14 protein-coding genes are annotated in these 16,359 nt (G+C 55.6%); 11 read left to right on the top strand and 3 right to left on the bottom strand.

Annotated elements, in window-relative coordinates; translation table 11 throughout:
- Positions 1 to 169: 169 nt before the first annotated feature.
- On the top strand, positions 170 to 2,356 hold the full coding sequence (gene pqqU, locus ETA_RS13105) for a TonB-dependent receptor PqqU (protein ID WP_012442100.1): 2,187 nt from the start codon (positions 170 to 172) through the stop codon (positions 2,354 to 2,356).
- A gap of 165 nt (positions 2,357 to 2,521) precedes the next feature.
- Entirely contained in the window at positions 2,522 to 4,903 is a 2,382-nt protein-coding gene (locus tag ETA_RS13100; RefSeq protein WP_012442099.1) for a glucose/quinate/shikimate family membrane-bound PQQ-dependent dehydrogenase, read from the top strand.
- A gap of 45 nt (positions 4,904 to 4,948) precedes the next feature.
- Here the strand turns inward: ETA_RS13100 and ETA_RS13095 are convergent, their stop codons facing one another.
- Complete coding sequence (locus ETA_RS13095; RefSeq protein ID WP_042959039.1) at positions 4,949 to 5,416, bottom strand: PNPOx family protein; 468 nt, start codon at positions 5,414 to 5,416, stop codon at positions 4,949 to 4,951.
- A 561-nt stretch (positions 5,417 to 5,977) separates the two neighbouring features.
- Here ETA_RS13095 and arnB point away from each other — a divergent pair.
- The 9 genes from arnB to fetB are packed head-to-tail and all read left to right on the top strand — an operon-like array spanning position 5,978 to position 14,803.
- Positions 5,978 to 7,117 (top strand): UDP-4-amino-4-deoxy-L-arabinose aminotransferase, encoded by a 1,140-nt coding sequence (arnB, locus tag ETA_RS13090; protein WP_012442097.1) that lies wholly within the window; start codon positions 5,978 to 5,980, stop codon positions 7,115 to 7,117.
- Position 7,118: 1 nt separating this feature from the next.
- Positions 7,119 to 8,096, top strand: coding sequence for an undecaprenyl-phosphate 4-deoxy-4-formamido-L-arabinose transferase (gene arnC, locus ETA_RS13085; protein ID WP_012442096.1), 978 nt, complete (start codon positions 7,119 to 7,121; stop codon positions 8,094 to 8,096).
- Complete coding sequence (gene arnA / locus ETA_RS13080) at positions 8,093 to 10,075, top strand: bifunctional UDP-4-amino-4-deoxy-L-arabinose formyltransferase/UDP-glucuronic acid oxidase ArnA (protein WP_012442095.1); 1,983 nt, start codon at positions 8,093 to 8,095, stop codon at positions 10,073 to 10,075. Before arnC ends, arnA begins: the two co-directional genes overlap by 4 nt.
- Positions 10,072 to 10,962: a 4-deoxy-4-formamido-L-arabinose-phosphoundecaprenol deformylase gene (gene arnD, locus ETA_RS13075; RefSeq protein WP_012442094.1), complete on the top strand. Its 891-nt coding sequence runs from the start codon at positions 10,072 to 10,074 to the stop codon at positions 10,960 to 10,962. Before arnA ends, arnD begins: the two co-directional genes overlap by 4 nt.
- A gap of 10 nt (positions 10,963 to 10,972) precedes the next feature.
- Complete coding sequence (gene arnT / locus ETA_RS13070) at positions 10,973 to 12,634, top strand: lipid IV(A) 4-amino-4-deoxy-L-arabinosyltransferase (RefSeq protein WP_012442093.1); 1,662 nt, start codon at positions 10,973 to 10,975, stop codon at positions 12,632 to 12,634.
- Positions 12,631 to 12,957 (top strand): 4-amino-4-deoxy-L-arabinose-phosphoundecaprenol flippase subunit ArnE, encoded by a 327-nt coding sequence (gene arnE / locus ETA_RS13065; protein WP_012442092.1) that lies wholly within the window; start codon positions 12,631 to 12,633, stop codon positions 12,955 to 12,957. The genes arnT and arnE overlap by 4 nt, the downstream gene beginning before the upstream one ends.
- On the top strand, positions 12,957 to 13,340 hold the full coding sequence (arnF, locus tag ETA_RS13060) for a 4-amino-4-deoxy-L-arabinose-phosphoundecaprenol flippase subunit ArnF (RefSeq protein WP_012442091.1): 384 nt from the start codon (positions 12,957 to 12,959) through the stop codon (positions 13,338 to 13,340). Before arnE ends, arnF begins: the two co-directional genes overlap by 1 nt.
- A gap of 46 nt (positions 13,341 to 13,386) precedes the next feature.
- Positions 13,387 to 14,052 carry an iron efflux ABC transporter ATP-binding subunit FetA gene (gene fetA, locus ETA_RS13055; RefSeq protein ID WP_012442090.1) on the top strand — a complete coding sequence of 222 codons (666 nt, stop codon included), beginning with the start codon at positions 13,387 to 13,389 and terminating at the stop codon, positions 14,050 to 14,052.
- Positions 14,039 to 14,803, top strand: coding sequence for an iron efflux ABC transporter permease subunit FetB (gene fetB / locus ETA_RS13050; RefSeq protein ID WP_042959037.1), 765 nt, complete (start codon positions 14,039 to 14,041; stop codon positions 14,801 to 14,803). The genes fetA and fetB overlap by 14 nt, the downstream gene beginning before the upstream one ends.
- Positions 14,804 to 14,910: 107 nt before the next feature.
- On the opposite strand, the gene ETA_RS13045 is transcribed toward fetB, so the two are convergent.
- Both ETA_RS13045 and cydB read right to left on the bottom strand, forming a co-directional pair.
- Complete coding sequence (locus ETA_RS13045; protein ID WP_012442088.1) at positions 14,911 to 15,165, bottom strand: CsbD family protein; 255 nt, start codon at positions 15,163 to 15,165, stop codon at positions 14,911 to 14,913.
- 185 nt (positions 15,166 to 15,350) lie between these two features.
- Entirely contained in the window at positions 15,351 to 16,358 is a 1,008-nt protein-coding gene (gene cydB, locus ETA_RS13040; RefSeq protein ID WP_012442087.1) for a cytochrome d ubiquinol oxidase subunit II, read from the bottom strand.
- Position 16,359 lies beyond the last annotated feature (1 nt).

Genomic DNA, 16,359 nt, shown 5'->3' with positions numbered 1-16,359 from the left:
TACACAATTTAAGCAGGAGATCCCCGGCGTGACGCACTTTCTGGGGAGCTGCCGCTTGTAACAAGAAATATAAATATGGTGTTTTTTTGTGCAAGATGTTGCATTGGTTATATACTTTTTTGCAGCTTTGCCGGTGGATCTCAGGGAAAGAGGGGAGCTTATTTAGGCGATGCCGGATAAGCTTTTTTGGGGTGCTAATCAGACTTATCGAATCATCTCTGTGAATAATAAAATCTTAAGTTTATTTCTGACGTTTTTTTCGCTAGCACCTGCTGCTGTCAGCCATGCACAAGCCCATTCGGCCAGCGGTCAGGAACCGTCCCTGATGGTGATAAAACAACGTGACGGATTGTCCGAGCTGGACACGCCTGCTGCGGTCAGCGTGGTGGACGGCGACGAGCTGCGCCGTGCCAGCGCGCAGGTGAATCTCTCTGAAAATCTGGGCAGCGTTCCGGGGCTGCAAATTCAGGATCGCCAGAACTACGCGCAGGATCTGCAGCTGTCGGTGCGCGGTTTTGGCAGTCGTGCGATGTACGGGGTACGCGGCGTGCGGCTGTATGTTGATGGCATCCCCGCGACGATGCCGGACGGTCAGGGGCAGACGTCAAATATTGATATCAATTCGCTGGGTAGGGTGGAAGTACTGCGTGGGCCTTATTCCGCGCTATACGGCAATGCCTCCGGCGGCGTGGTCAATATTGATACCCTTTCTGGCAGCCAGCCCACCACGCTGGAAGCGGGGACGTATTTTGGCAGCTACGGTTCGTGGCGTAACAGCATAAAAGCCAGCGGTGCAACCGGCGACGGCAGCCAGGCCGGAGACGTTAATTACACCCTGTCCGGATCGCGTTTTACCACCCACGGCTATCGCGACCACAGCGGCACCCAGAAAAGCCTCGGTAATGGCAAACTTGGCGTAAGGCTGGATGATGTCAGTACCCTGACGCTGATGTTTAACAGCGTATCGGTCGATGCCAACGATCCCGGCGGACTGACAGCAGAAGAGTACCGGGCCAATCCTCGCCAGTCACCGCGTGGCGATGCGTTTAATACGCGTAAAAGCCTCGATCAAACGCAGCTGGGTTTGCGCTATCAGCGCGAGTTCAGCGACAGCGATCGGCTGACGCTGACCACCTGGCACGGCGAGCGCCACACTACCCAGTATCAGTCGATTCCGCAGGGGCCGCAGCTCAACCCGGCCTATCCGGGGGGCGTTATTGTACTGGAGCGCAAATATCAGGGCATTGATACCCGCTGGCAGCATGATGGCCAGCTGGGCGCAGTACCTGTGACGCTGATCGGCGGGGTTGACTATGAAACCATGACCGAGCGCCGCCAGGGTTTCCAGAACTACAATCTGGTGGGCGGCGTTCCGGCGTTCGGTGAGAAAGGGGCACAGCGGCGCAATGAAAAAAATACCATGTGGAATCTGGACCCTTATGTGCAGACCAGCTGGCGGTTAACGCCGCAATGGACGCTGGACGCCGGGCTGCGCTACAGCACCGTCAGTTTTGATTCCACCGACTACTACATCACGACGGGCAACGGCGACGACAGCGGCAGCGCGCGCTACCACAAGCTGCTGCCGATGGGCTCACTAAGTTATGCGGTCAGCGACGCGTGGAATGTTTATCTCTCCGCCGGTCGCGGCTTCGAAACGCCAACGATCAACGAACTGTCCTATCGTTCAATTAACGGCAGCGTTACCGGACTGAACCTCGGATTGAAACCGGCCACCAGCGATACGATAGAACTGGGCAGCAAAACCCGCATTGGCTATGGCCTGCTTACCGCTGCCGTGTTCCAGACCGATACCGATAACGAGCTGGTGGTGGACCAGAGTCAGTTCGGCCGCAGCGTATACAAAAACGCCGGGGAAACGCGCCGTCGTGGCCTGGAACTGGGCTTTGACCAGCAGTTTGCCACGGACTGGCGTGTGAAGCTGGCCTGGACGCTGCTGGACGCCACCTATCGCAACGAAACCTGTAATGCGAAAAACGTGTGTACCCCAGCGGGTAACCGCCTGCCGGGTATTGCGCGCAATATGGGCTATGCTTCACTGCAATATGCGCCGGAAAGCGGCTGGCACGCCGGGGCGGATATTCGCTATATGAGCAACATTCAGGCCAACGACGCCAATGACGCTCAGGCCCCGTCTTATGCTGTAGCCAGCCTCAATGGCGGCTACCGCTTTAACTGGCAGCACTGGTCGCTGGATCTGTTCAGTCGCGTCGATAACCTGTTCGACCGCCAGTACATCGGCTCTGTGATCGTTAATGAAGGCAATAAGCGCTACTACGAACCGGCACCGGGGCGTAACTGGGGCGGCGGTGCCAACATAAGCTATCAGTTTTAAATTTTCGCCGGGGCAGCCCGGCAACAAATCCAGCAGGTGCCTGCCAGGGACGCCTGCTTCAGTACCGTAATTACAATACTGGATGGATAAGTAAGCATACATGCGCGTTTTTCACCTGCGCTTTACGCTTCAACGACGACTTTCAATTTGGATAAGGTTCACACTATGCATAGTAAAGCATCAAGAATACTGATCCTGCTAACGGTTATATTCGCCGCGCTAAGCGGCTTATATCTGTTAATCGGCGGTATCTGGTTGGCTAAACTTGGCGGTTCTCTCTACTACATCATCGCTGGTGTGGTTCTGTTGGTCACCGCATTCCTGCTGCACCGCCGTCGCGGTTCAGCGCTGCTGCTGTACGCGCTGTTCCTGCTGGGTACGACCGTCTGGTCGCTGTGGGAAGTGGGCTCTGACTTCTGGGCGCTGACTCCGCGTCTGGATATCACCTTCTTCCTCGGACTGTGGTTGGTATTGCCATTTATCTGGCGTGAGCTGAACGGCACAGGGTCATTCTCCCGCGTGGCCCTTTCTGCCGTGCTGGTCTTTGTCGTCGCGGTCCTCGCCTATTCAATATTTAACGATCCGCAGGAAATCAACGGGTCACTGAATGCTGAACAGGCGGAAGCGGTGCCGGCTGAAGATGGCGTCGCACCGGGCGACTGGCCGGCCTATGGCCGTACCCAGGGCGGGACGCGCTACTCTCCTCTGAAGCAGATAAATGATAAAAACGTGGGTGAACTGCAGGAAGCCTGGACTTTCCAGACCGGTGACCTGAAATCCCCAAGCGATCCGGGTGAGATCACCAATGAGGCCACGCCGATCAAAATCGGCAATGCGCTCTACCTGTGCACCGCGCATCAGCAGCTGTTCGCGCTGGATGCGGCCACCGGTAAGAAGAAGTGGATGTTCGATCCGAAGCTGAAGCCGAATCCAACCTTCCAGCACGTCACCTGTCGCGGCGTTTCTTATTATCAGACCCCGCAGGCGGCTGCGACGCCGGCCGGAACCGAACCGGCTCTCTGCTCACGTCGTATTCTGCTGCCGGTCAATGACGGCAGCATGTATGCGCTGGACGCAGAAACCGGCGCGCTGTGCGAACAGTTTGGTGACAAAGGCAGACTGAACCTGCAGAGCAACATGCCGTATGCAAAAGTGGGTTCTTACGAGCCGACTTCACCGCCGATCGTCACGGCCACCAGCATTGTAATGGCGGGCGCGGTTACCGATAACTACTCCACTAAACAGCCGTCTGGCGTGGTGCGTGGTTTTGACGTGAACACCGGCAAACTGCTGTGGGCATTCGACAGCGGAGCGAAAGATCCGAATCTGCTGCCGCATGACGATCAGAAGTATACGCCGAACTCACCTAACTCGTGGGCACCGGCAGCCTATGATGACAAGCTGGACCTGGTCTATCTGCCGATGGGTGTGTCAACGCCGGATATCTGGGGCGGTCATCGTACCCCGGAAATGGAGCGTTTCGCCAACGGCGTGCTGGCGCTGAATGCCACCACCGGTAAACTGGCATGGTTCTATCAGACCGTGCATCACGACCTGTGGGATATGGACGTACCTGCACAGCCGACTCTGGCCGATATCGACGACAAAGACGGACACAAGGTGCCGGTGATTTATATCCCGACCAAAACCGGCGATATCTTTGTGCTGAACCGCACCAACGGCCAGCCCGTGGTGCCAGCGCCGGAAATGGTGGTGCCGGGTGGCCCTGCTAAGGGCGATCGTCTTTCGCCGACCCAGCCATACTCTGAACTGAGCTTCCGTCCAAAAGCCCATCTGGCGGGTAAAGACATGTGGGGTGCAACCATCTACGATCAGCTGGTCTGCCGCGTTATGTTCCACCAGCTGCGCTATGAAGGTCCGTTCACTCCGCCATCCGAGCAGGGTACATTGGTATTCCCAGGCAACCTCGGTATGTTTGAGTGGGGCGGTATCGCGGTGGATGGCGATCGTCAGGTTGCCATCACTAACCCAATGGCGCTGCCGTTCGTTTCCCGCCTGATCCCACGCGGGCCGGGCAATCCCATTGAGCCGGATGAAAATGATAAGGGCGGCACCGGTAGCGAGAAAGGTATTCAGCCGCAGTACGGTTTGCCGTACGGCGTGACGCTGAACCCATTCCTCTCTCCGATCGGCTTACCTTGTAAGCAGCCTTCATGGGGCTATATTTCTGCGGTTGATCTGAAGACCAACGAAATCGTGTGGAAAAAGCGTATTGGCACCGTGCGCGACAGCTCACCGCTTCCGCTTCCGTTTAAAATGGGCATGCCAATGCTGGGTGGGCCAGTTGCCACCGCGGGCAACCTGTTCTTTATTGCGGCAACGGCAGATAACTACCTGCGTGCGTTTAACGTGACTAACGGCAAACAGCTGTGGGAAGCGCGCCTGCCCGCGGGTGGTCAGGCAACGCCAATGACGTATGAAGTTAACGGCAAGCAGTACGTGCTGATTTTTGCGGGTGGACATGGCTCGTTTGGCACCAAGCTGGGCGACTATGTGAAGGCCTATGCACTGCCGGACAGCAAGTAAACGCTGACGGATGATAAAGGGCGACCCGCAGGGGTCGCCCTTTTTTTATGCCAGCGCTTTGAGCGCGTCGATCTGCTCGCGCCAGCGCGCCCTGGCGGCGGCTTCATCCTGCAGACAAAAAGTTAAGCCGTTGACCACCGTGGCATAGGGAGCGCGATGGAAACGAACCCGTTTAACATCGGCCTGGAATACCGCCAGCCTTAACGCCGTCAGGGCTTCCGCACGCAAAGTCGCCAATGCCTGGATCTCCAGCACGGCACCGTCCAGCACCAGTGCCAGGGTGATTTTACCGTCGCGCTTCAGATTGTAGGTTGTGGTTGAGTCTGGCCAGATGGCAAACAGCAATTGGCGAGGGGATTGGGCGATGATCTCGCCCAGGCTGAGTTGTGCCGCATAGGGCCAGCCGTTTTCACCCACGCTTGAAAGACGGATAGCCTGATACAGGTGGCTGTCGGGCAGCGAACCGTCGAGCAGTTCCATCAGTCTGGCAGGCAGAATGTTGTTATCGGTCATATATCGTTCCTTGCGCAATGAGGTGACCAGTTTATCCTGTGATGAAGTGACTTCGCATCATTGATTGACCCGATCGAGCATTCGCTATATCCGTCTTTGACTGCTGCACTTATGGGCAATGTCCGGCGGGCACCGAACCCAATAATCAGCAGAAAATGCAAGTTCAATCAAGGGTAAGGACCGCGAGAAGCCGAGGTCTGCCCGCATAAAATTAATGTTAAATTTTTTTTATAATTTAAGATTGTCCGCGCTCGACTGCCTGTGTATCTTCAGTATAGTTAAACAGCTATTAAACGATTTCGTAGTTTTTATTTGCCGAACCCAAAATCTTAATTTTTCCCTAAGCAATTTCATTTAGGCTACATATAACAGAATATTGCTAACCTGAATGGGTTAAATTTGGCTCTTATGCTGGAGGGATGCTCTTTTTATGCGCAGCATGAGGCAGGGGGGAGAATTTCCTCCTAACGGAATTGTTGTTGTCTTTTTCAGCACGAACAATTGAGAGCAGCAGAAAACCACTCTCCGTAAATGCTTTTAAATCTTTAAAAAGGTTAATTAATGTCGGAATTTTTGCCTTTCTCGCGCCCGGCGATGGGTTCAGAAGAGCTGGCCGCAGTCGAAGAGGTACTGCGGTCGGGCTGGATTACTACAGGTCCTAAAAATCAACAGCTTGAACAGGCGTTTTGTCGCCTTACCGGAAATCGCCACGCGATTGCCGTTTGCTCGGCAACGGCCGGTATGCATGTGGCGCTGATGGCCCTGGGGATTGGTCCAGGCGATGAGGTGATTACGCCGTCACTGACCTGGGTATCAACCCTGAATATGATTGCATTATTGGGGGCGACCCCGGTGATGATCGATGTTGACCGCGACACGCTGATGGTCACTCCAGAACTCATCGAGGCGGCGATCACCGAGCGCACGCGTGCGATTGTACCGGTGCATTATGCGGGGGCTCCGGCGGATATTGACGCTGTCCATGCGTTGGGTAAAAGGCACGGTATCGCGGTAATCGACGATGCGGCACACGCGGCGGGAACGTATTACCGTGGCCGTCATGTTGGTGAAAGTGGCACTGCAATCTTCTCCTTCCATGCGATCAAAAACATGAGCTGTGCCGAGGGCGGCATGATAGTCACCGATGATGATGCGCTGGCGGACCGCATGCGTAGCCTGAAATTCCACGGGCTCGGCGTGGATGCGTTCGACCGCCAGACGCACGGTCGTGCGCCGCAGGCCGAAGTCCTGACGCCGGGGTACAAATACAACCTGGCCGATATCAATGCGGCAATTGCGCTGGTGCAGCTGGATAAGCTGGCTGCACACAATGCCCGCCGTGAGCAGATCGCCCAGCGTTATCTGAGCGAACTGGCCGATACGCCGTTTCTACCGCTGGCACGCCCCGCCTGGCCGCATCAGCATGCCTGGCATCTGTTTATTCTGCGCGTCGATCGCGAGTCTTGCGGCCTGAGCCGCGATGAGCTGATGCAGCAACTGAAAGAGCAGGGCATCGGCACCGGTTTGCACTTCCGGGCAGCACATACTCAGAAATATTATCGAGACCGTTTCCCGCAGCTATCACTGCCGGAAACGGAATGGAACTCCGAGCGGATCTGCTCGATTCCGCTCTTTCCCGGCATGAGCGATGGCGACTGCGATCGTGTTATTGCCGCCTTACGCACGCTGGCGGAACGCTGATATGACAGAACAATCGATTAAAAAAGTTTCGGTAGTGATCCCGGTTTATAACGAGCAGCAAAGTTTGCCCGAACTGATGCGCCGCACCGATGCTGCGTGTGCCCAGCTGGCGCTTGACTATGAGATTCTGCTGGTTGATGACGGTAGCAGCGATGATTCTGCCGCCATGCTGGTGGCCGCTGCTGAAGCCCCCGACAGCCATATTGTGGCCGTGTTGCTCAACCGCAACTATGGTCAGCACTCGGCGATCATGGCTGGCTTCAGTCATGTGAGCGGCGATCTGGTGATTACCCTGGACGCGGATTTACAAAATCCGCCGGAAGAGATCCCGCGCCTGGTGGAAACGGCGCAACAGGGCTATGACGTCGTGGGCACCGTGCGCCAGAACCGTCAGGATAGCGGATTCCGTAAAATTGCCTCGCGGGCGATCAACCATCTTATTCAGCGTGCTACCGGCAAAGCGATGGGCGACTACGGCTGCATGCTGCGCGCCTACAGACGCCATATTGTGGATGCCATGTTGAACTGTCACGAGCGCAGCACCTTTATTCCTATTTTGGCAAACACCTTTGCCCGTCAGGCCACGGAAATTCCGGTACTGCACGCAGAGCGCGAATTTGGCGACTCGAAATACAGCCTGATGAGCCTGATCAATCTGATGTACGACCTGATCACCTGTCTGACCACCACGCCGCTGCGCCTGCTTAGCGTCATTGGTAGCGTCATCGCCCTGATGGGCTTTGCTTTTTCCCTGTTGCTGATTGCCCTGCGCCTGTTTCTCGGCGCGGAGTGGGCGGGAGACGGCGTGTTTATGCTGTTTGCCGTGCTGTTTATTTTTATCGGTGCGCAGTTCGTCGGAATGGGGCTGCTTGGCGAGTATATCGGACGCATCTATAACGATGTCCGCGCTCGCCCCCGCTATTTTATTCAACGCGTTGTTAGTCGCGACGCAGACTCCACAAAGGATAAGAAATCATGAAAGCTGTGGTATTTGCCTACCATGACATTGGTTGCACCGGGATCCGTGCGCTGGCCGAAGCCGGTTATGAGATCGCTGCTATTTTCACCCATGCGGACAATGCCGCAGAAAACCACTTTTTTGCTTCGGTAGCACGTACTGCTGCCGAGTTGGGCGTGCCTGTTTATGCGCCTGAAGACGCTAACCATCCGTTGTGGGTTGACCGTATTCGAGGGATGAAGCCGGATGCGATCTTCTCGTTCCACTACAGGCATATGCTGAATGACGACATCATCAACAGCGCCAGCCTCGGTGCCTTCAATCTGCATGCCTCACTGCTGCCTAAGTATCGCGGCAGGGCACCGCTGAACTGGGTCCTGGTCAACGGCGAGCAGGAAACCGGCGTGACGCTGCATCGCATGGTGAAGCGTGCCGATGCGGGGGCCATTATTGCCCAGAATACGGTGGCCATCGCCGATCGTGACGACGCCCTGACGCTGCATCGCAAAGTCTGTGCCGCGGCGGGCGAACTGCTAGCCGAAGCGCTGCCGGCCATTAAGATCGGCGAGTTTAGCGAGCATCAGCAGGACGAGAGCCAGGCCAGCTATGTGGGTCGCCGTACCCCGGAGGATGGGCGTATTGACTGGCATCTTCCTGCCCAGCGCGTCTACAACCTGGTGCGGGCGGTGACCGATCCGTGGCCGGGCGCTTTTGGCTACGTGGGAACCGGCAAATTTATTGTCTGGCAGTCGAAAATTCACTACGACCGTGCGGCCGCGAAGCCGGGGACGGTGCTCTCCGTTGCGCCATTCGTGGTAGCTTGCGCTGAAGGTGCGCTGGAAATCGTTACCGGACAAAGCGAAAGCGGCGTATATATGCAGGGCAGTCAGCTGGCGCAGACGCTGGGTCTGGTTGCTGGTGCCCGACTGTACAATCATCCTGCCGCCGTGGCGAAACGCCGTACCCGTGTTTTGATCCTCGGCGTGAACGGTTTTATCGGCAACCATCTGACCGAGCGCCTTCTGGTCGACGATAACTTTGAAGTGTTTGGCCTGGATATTGGTTCAGATGCTATCGGGCGCTTTATCGGCCATGAACGTTTCCATTTCGTCGAGGGGGATATCAGCATCCACTCGGAGTGGATCGAATATCACATTAAGAAATGTGACGTTGTGCTGCCGCTGGTGGCGATTGCCACGCCAATAGAATATACCCGTAACCCACTGCGTGTGTTTGAACTGGATTTCGAAGAAAACCTGAAAATCATTCGCGACTGCGTGAAATATAAAAAGCGTATTATTTTCCCTTCCACGTCTGAAGTTTACGGTATGTGCACCGACGCCAGCTTCGATGAGGATAGCTCTAATCTGGTGGTCGGGCCGATCAACAAACAGCGCTGGATCTACTCGGTATCCAAACAGCTGCTTGACCGGGTTATCTGGGCTTATGGCGATAAAGAAGGGCTGCGCTTTACCCTGTTCCGTCCATTTAACTGGATGGGGCCACGTCTGGATAACCTGAATGCGGCTCGTATCGGCAGTTCGCGCGCGATTACCCAGCTGATCCTCAATCTGGTGGAAGGCTCGCCGATCAAACTGATCGACGGAGGGCGTCAGAAGCGATGCTTTACCGATATCCACGACGGTATTGAAGCCTTGTTCCTGATTATCGAGAACAAGCAGAAAAACTGTGATGGGCAGATTATCAACATTGGTAATCCTGAAAATGAAGCCAGCATCAAGCAACTGGCTGAACAGCTGTTGGAAAGTTTTGAACGCCATCCGCTACGCGATCGTTTCCCACCGTTTGCCGGTTTCCGCGAAGTGGAAAGCAGCACTTACTATGGTAAGGGTTACCAGGATGTCGAACATCGTAAGCCTTCAATCCGCAATGCGAAGCAACTGCTGAACTGGCAGCCGACTATCGCGATGGATAAGACCATTGACGATACGCTTGACTTCTTTTTGCAAAGCGTTGAACCAGGGGACGCTGAAGAATGATCGATGTTGGCCTGCGTATCGATGTCGATACCTGGCGCGGTACGCGTGACGGGGTGCCAAACCTGCTTTCAATACTGCAACGTCAGCAGACGCGCGGCAGCTTTTTCTTTAGCGTCGGGCCGGATAATATGGGCCGCCATTTATGGCGGCTGTTAAAACCGCGATTTCTGTGGAAGATGCTGCGTTCAAACGCCGCCTCGCTGTACGGCTGGGATATTCTGCTGGCCGGCACGGCCTGGCCCGGACGGCGTATTGGCCAGGGGCAGGCTGAGGTGATCCGTGCAACCGCACGGCAGCATGAGATTGGATTGCATGCCTGGGATCATTTCGCCTGGCAAACCTGGGCAGGGGTTTGGCCCGCTGAACGCCTTAGCGCAGAGATTCGGCGCGGCGTGGAGGCATTGGCCGACATCGTGGGTCAGCCGGTTGATTGTTCGGCGGTAGCGGGCTGGCGTGCCGATGGTCAGGTGGTTGCAGCCAAGCAGCCGTTTGATTTTACCTACAACAGCGACTGTCGCGGCGTTCGGCCGTTTCGGCCGCAGTTGCCGGATGGCAGTCTGGGTACGGTACAAATCCCGGTGACTTTGCCGACATGGGATGAGGTGATCGGCAGCAGCGTGACGCGCGAGGGTTACAACGATTTCATTCTTGATCAAATCACTCAACATCAGGGCGTGCCGGTCTACACCATACATGCAGAGGTGGAAGGCATTGTGCTCAGCGAGATGTTTGAGCGTTTGCTGGTCGAGGCTGGACGGCGGGGCATTCGCTTTTGCCCGCTGGGCGAATTATTGCCGCAGGACGTTACGCAGCTGCCGGTGGGTAAAATTGTACGGGGTCATAACCCTGGTCGAGAAGGTTGGCTTGGATGCCAGCAACTATCCTGAGTAATTGAGAATGAAATACACCCGCTATGCTCTTTTATTTTCACTTTTCTATGCGCTGTATTACTTAATTCCGCTGGAATTGCGTGCGCTGTGGCAGCCAGATGAAGTTCGCTATGCCGAGATCAGCCGTGAAATGTTGGTCAACGGTAACTGGGTCGTACCGCACTTTCTTGACCTGCGTTATTTCGAAAAGCCGATAGCCGGCTACTGGATTAACAATATTGGGCAGTGGTTGTTTGGCAGTAACAACTTTGCCGTGCGTATCGGCTCGGTATTTTCTATCACGTTGAGCGCGCTGTTGGTTTACTGGCTGGCGCTGCGTCTTTGGCAACAGCGCAGCACCGCACTGCTGTCAGCGGTGGTGTTTCTGACCTGTCTGCTGGTCTATGGCGTGGGCAGTTATGCCGTGCTCGATCCGATGGTCACGCTGTGGCTGGTGGCGGCAATGTGTAGCTTCTGGCTTGCGGCGCAAAGTGCCAGCAGGCTTCAGAAGGTATCGGGCTGGCTGTTGCTTGGGCTGGCCTGTGGCATGGGGTTGATGACCAAGGGCTTCCTGGCGCTGGCTGTGCCCGTGGTGGCTATTGTGCCGTGGATGATTTGGCAACGGCGCTTTAAAGAGCTGCTGCTGTTCGGGCCGCTGGCGCTGGTTAGCGCGGCGTTGATCACTGCACCATGGGCAATCAGTATCGCTCGTCAGGAGCCCGATTTCTGGCATTACTTCTTCTGGGTGGAGCATATTCAGCGCTTTGCGCAGAGCGATGCACAGCATAAGGCGCCTTTCTGGTACTACCTGCCGATGCTGCTGGCCGGGGCGCTGCCCTGGGTCGGTCTTTTGCCGGGGGCCCTTCAGCGCGCCTGGCGCGAGCGTAGCGAAAACAGCGGTTCGCTCTATTTGCTCTGCTGGACGGTCATGCCGCTACTGTTTTTCAGCCTGGCAAAAGGCAAGCTGCCGACCTATATCCTGCCCTGCTTTGCGCCGTTAGCGATATTGCTGGCACATCACGGCATTAAAATCGCGGGCACCGGAAGTAAAGCGTTAAAAGCTAATGCGCTAATCAACGTTGCTTTCGGCGTGATAGCGGCACTGGCGGTGATACTGGTGCTTGCGCCGTGGGGATTGGTCCATCATCCGCTGTATGCCAAGTCGGAAATCTCTAAGGTCCTGTTGGGGGCGAGCGCGTTTCTGTTCTGGGCGGCGGTCGGTCTGGCCTGTCTGGTCGCTGGCGCAAAGCATTGGCGGCTGGCGGCGCTGTGTCCACTGGGACTGGCATTGTTAGCTGGCGCGGTTATTCCTGATAAGGTTATCGACTCAAAGCAACCACAGTCGTTTATTAGCGCTGTCGATAACACTCTTAAGCACAGCCGCTTTGTGTTGGCCAATGAAGTTGGCCTGGCTTCAACTCTGGCATGGGAGCTGAAACGCAGTGATATCCAGCTTTTCGATCGTCATGGCGAACTGGAATATGGGCTCAGTTATCCTGATGCGAAAGGGCGGTTTATCAACCTCAATGATTTTAGCCGCTGGTTGAGTGAGCATCGCCGCGAAGGCAGCGTTTCTCTGGTGATGAAGCTGTCTGATGATGACCAGTATATTGATGAGCGTATACCGGTGCCCGATCAGAAGTATCATCGCGGTCGGCTGGTGCTCTGGTACTATTCGCAGCAGCCATGAACATCCTGCTGATTATTCTCGCCAGTCTGTTCAGCTGCGCCGGGCAATTGTGCCAAAAGCAGGCGACCACCGTAAGCGGTGGTCGCCGCCCTCTGCTGCTGTGGTTGGGGGGCAGCGTGCTGCTGCTGGGAATGGCCATGCTGGTGTGGCTGCGGGTATTACAGACGGTGCCGGTTGGCGTAGCCTATCCGATGCTGAGCCTCAATTTTATCTTCGTGACTCTCGCCGCACGCTGGTTATGGCGTGAAACCCTGTCACTGCGCCACGCGTTGGGGGTGATACTGATCGTCGCTGGCGTAGCCATCATGGGGAGCTATACCTGATGGGGCTATTGTTTGCGTTAGGCAGCGTCGTGCTGGTGAGCGCCGCACAGCTGTTACTCAAATGGGCGATGATCCAGCTGCCGGATATCAGCCAGCTGCCGCAGTTTCTTTCATCATTAAGCCAGTTTCCTCTACCGACGGCGGCCCTGTTCCTGGGGTTGCTGGCCTATGCGCTGTCGATGCTTTGCTGGCTGCTGGCGCTTAAGCGCTTACCGCTAAGTCGGGCTTACCCGTTACTCAGCCTGAGCTATCTGCTGGTGTGGCTGGCCGCGCTTTGGCTGCCTGGCCTGAACGAAGTCTTTCGCTGGGGAAAGTTGGCGGGAGCGGGTTTGATCGTCAGCGGGCTGCTGCTGATATGCTGGCCTGCGGCAAAAACGCGCTGAAAATGGTACTATCCTACCTTCAACCACCAGGATTAAGTGGCAACAAATGAATGCTCCTTTCCCTCTCCTGCAGGTCAGAGAGGCCTCTTTTATCCAACAGGGAAAGCGCCTGTTGGCACCCGTCTCGTTAACTCTGAACAAAGGCGAACTTCTCTGGCTGACCGGGCCTTCCGGTGCAGGAAAAAGCACGTTGTTGAAGATTATCGCTTCCCTACTCAACCCTTCATCCGGTGACGTTTGCTTGAACGGGCAGCGCGCGTCCGGAATAAAGGCAGAAATCTGGCGTCAGAGCGTATCCTATGTATTTCAGACGCCACAGCTGTTTGGCCGCACGGTCTTTGACAACCTGGCGTTTCCCTATGAGATCCGTCAGCAGCCTGTCGAGCGACGGAAATTATATGACTGGCTGGAAAAGCTCAATCTGTCGGCAGAGATGCTCGACAAGCCGGTTGACCAGCTTTCGGGCGGTGAAAAACAGCGCGTGGCGCTGCTGCGTAATGTTCAGTTCTCGCCGCAGATTTTGCTGCTGGATGAAGTGACCAGCGCCCTGGACGACGCGAATAAACAGGCGGTGCAGCAGCTTATTGAACAACAGTTGCAACAGGGGGTTGCTGCTATCTGGATAAGTCATGATGGCCATCAGATCAGCAGCAGGCATCGCGTGCTGACTCTGGCCCCCGTTGCTAACAGGAGGGATGATGGATCAGCATAATATCAGTAATCAGTCTCTTGGGATGGCGCTGGCGCTGGTGCTGATTGCGCTGGTGCTCAGCAACCGTGAGCGTCTGGGGCTGGAAAAAGATATCGTCTGGGGTGTGCTGCGGGCGGTCGTTCAGCTGGTCATCGTCGGCTACGTGCTGAAGTCTGTTTTTGACCTCGATAACCGCTGGCTAACGCTGCTGATGGTGCTGTTTATCTGCGTGAATGCGGCGCTGAATGCGAAAAAGCACAGCAGGGCCATCGACAAGGGCTTCCTTATTGCCTTTATTGCTATCACTCTGGGCACGACCCTGACACTGACAATCCTGCTGCTGACTGGCTCCATTGCCTTCATACCGATGCAGGTGATCCCGATTTCAGGAATGATAGCGGGTAATGCCATGGTGGCGGTTGGTTTATGTTTCACGCATCTCAATCAGCGCGTCAGCGATAATCGCCAGAGAATTGAGGAGATGCTAAGTCTTGGAGCCAGCCCCCGGCGTGCATCGGCAGCGATCGTGCGTGACAGTATTCGTGCCGCCCTGATCCCAACCGTCGATGCGGCCAAAACCGTTGGTCTGGTGAGCTTACCGGGCATGATGTCCGGACTTATTTTCGCCGGTATCGACCCGGTTAAAGCCATTAAATATCAAATTATGGTGACTTTCATGCTGCTGGGCACCGCCAGCCTGTCGACCATGATTGCCGGCTATATGGCGATTAAGCGTTTTTTCAATTTGCGGGCGCAGCTTCAACAGCGCTAGCCGAGCGTTATAAAGAAAATGAGGAAAACGATCCCCGCCGGATGTCGGGTAAAAAAGGCAAAAAAAAACGCCCGTAAGAGGGCGTTTGGTGTCATAACGTTTTAAGCTTAACGGCGACCAAGCAGTTTAGCTGCCAGGAAACCTACGCCTGCGGCGATAGCCAGCGAAACCAGCGGTGCGTTCTGAGTTTTACTCTTAACACAGTCCAGCGCGTCATCAACGGCATAGGAGGCTTTCGCCGCGTGCTGGCGTACTTTGCCTTTAAGTTCATGCTCTGGCGAGTCTACGGCTTTACCCAACTCTTCCTGACCTTTGCCGACGGCTTCTTGTGCTTTATCGTTAGCTTTATCAAACAAACTCATGGTCTCTCCTTAAATGGCATGACTTCTTCAATTCAGAACTATAAGCGTAGACCACTGAAGGAATTTTGCCGCGCGGTTTTGTGTAAAAATATGAATAGATAGGAAAACTTCGGTGGTCGGGCGAGTTGTTGCAGGGAAATATCGTGGCAGAAAAAAGGCAGACCTTGCGGCCTGCCCCATAACAATCAGTGATAGCCTTCGTCAGGCTTAATTTTGCCCCGGAACACGTAGTAGCTCCAGAAGGTGTACACCAGGATAACCGGAATGATCAGCAGCCCACCCACCAGCATAAAGCCCTGACTCTGCGGCGGGGACGCGGCATCCCAGATGGTGATGACCGGTGGAATGATAAACGGCCAGATGCTGATGCCCAGCCCGGTAAAGCCGAGAAATACCAGCGCCAGCGTCAGCAGGAACGGCGTATAGTGCGCGTGGCGCTCGAGCGCGCGCCACAGCCCCCATGCTGCCGCCAGTACCAGTACCGGCACCGGCATAAACCAGAACAGGTTGGGGCGGCTAAACCAGCGCTGCATAATCTCCGCGTGCGCCAGCGGCGTCCAGATACTGACGACGGCAATCACCACCAGCAGAGCGATCAGCAGGGGTTTGGTGAGCGCGGTCATTTTACGGTGCAGCTCATTTTCCGTTTTCATGATCAGCCAGGTACTACCCAGCAGGGCATACGCCAGTACCAGGCCCACGCCGCAGAACAGGTTAAACGGCGTCAGCCACACCAGCTCCGGGCCGCTGTAGGTGCGGTCCGTGACTTCCAGACCATTAATGACGGCACCTAATACGATACCCTGGCTGAAAGTGGCAACAAAAGACCCGCCAATAAAGGCTTTATCCCAGAAGGGACGGTGCTCTTCGGTGGCCTTAAAACGAAACTCAAATGCCACGCCACGGAATATCAGGCCTATCAGCATCATCGTCAGTGGGACGGCCAGCGCGTCGGTGATCACCGCGTAGGCCAGCGGGAAAGCGCCAAACAGCGCTGCACCGCCGAGGATGAGCCAGGTTTCGTTACCGTCCCATACCGGAGCAACGGTATTCACCATCATATCGCGCTCGACCGGATCTTTGTTGAATGGAAACAGAATACCGATCCCGAGATCGAAGCCATCCATGATGATATACATCAGGGTGGCGAAGATGATGATAGTAAACCAGATAACTGAGAGATCGATGCCCACT

It is taken from the genome of Erwinia tasmaniensis Et1/99 (assembly GCF_000026185.1).
Classification (GTDB): domain Bacteria; phylum Pseudomonadota; class Gammaproteobacteria; order Enterobacterales; family Enterobacteriaceae; genus Erwinia; species Erwinia tasmaniensis.
The sequence above is the reverse complement of the archived record's forward strand: the minus strand, read 5'-3'. Positions and strand labels throughout refer to the sequence as shown.